The 508-nt window shown below is 62.8% G+C and carries 1 pseudogene; it reads right to left on the bottom strand.

Annotated elements, in window-relative coordinates:
- Positions 1 to 508 (bottom strand): annotated as a pseudogene (locus tag HM984_RS18160) (hypothetical protein); the annotation flags it as partial.

Raw genomic sequence — 508 nt, 5'->3', positions numbered from 1 at the left:
AGGCCGGATGCGTGGCGGGCACGAATGGAGCGTCCTTGAGGGCGGGACGGTCTACGCCGTAGACCTGCCACAGGCAGGACAGGTCCAACAAACCTGGAACCTGGATGACATCGCTCGGGTCGACGTCGAGTTCACGCAGCAACAACTCCAACATGTGCTCGGTCATGTCGTCGGCGATTTCCAACCTGACGGGCGATCCGAAGCGTCGGCGCGCCAACTCCCGTTCGAGAGCTTGAAGGAGGTCCTCGTCGCGGTCCTCTTCCACCTCGAAGTCTGCGTTGCGGGTGATGCGGAAGGCGTGGCTCTCCACGACGTCCATGCCCGGGAAGAGCACATCGAGGTGCGCCGAGATCACTTCCTCCATCGACAGGAACGCATCGATCCGGTGGCTACCGTCGCCACGCCGAACCCGCACGAAGCGGTCGACGTTGTCCGGCACCTTGACTCGGGCGAAGTGCTCACCCGAGGTGGCGTAATCCTTCACCGTCACAGCAAGATTGAGGCTGAG

This window comes from Winogradskyella pacifica, assembly GCF_013403915.1.
GTDB classification, from domain to species: Bacteria; Bacteroidota; Bacteroidia; order Flavobacteriales; family Flavobacteriaceae; genus Winogradskyella; species Winogradskyella pacifica.
This window is presented reverse-complemented; position numbering and strand designations above follow the sequence as displayed.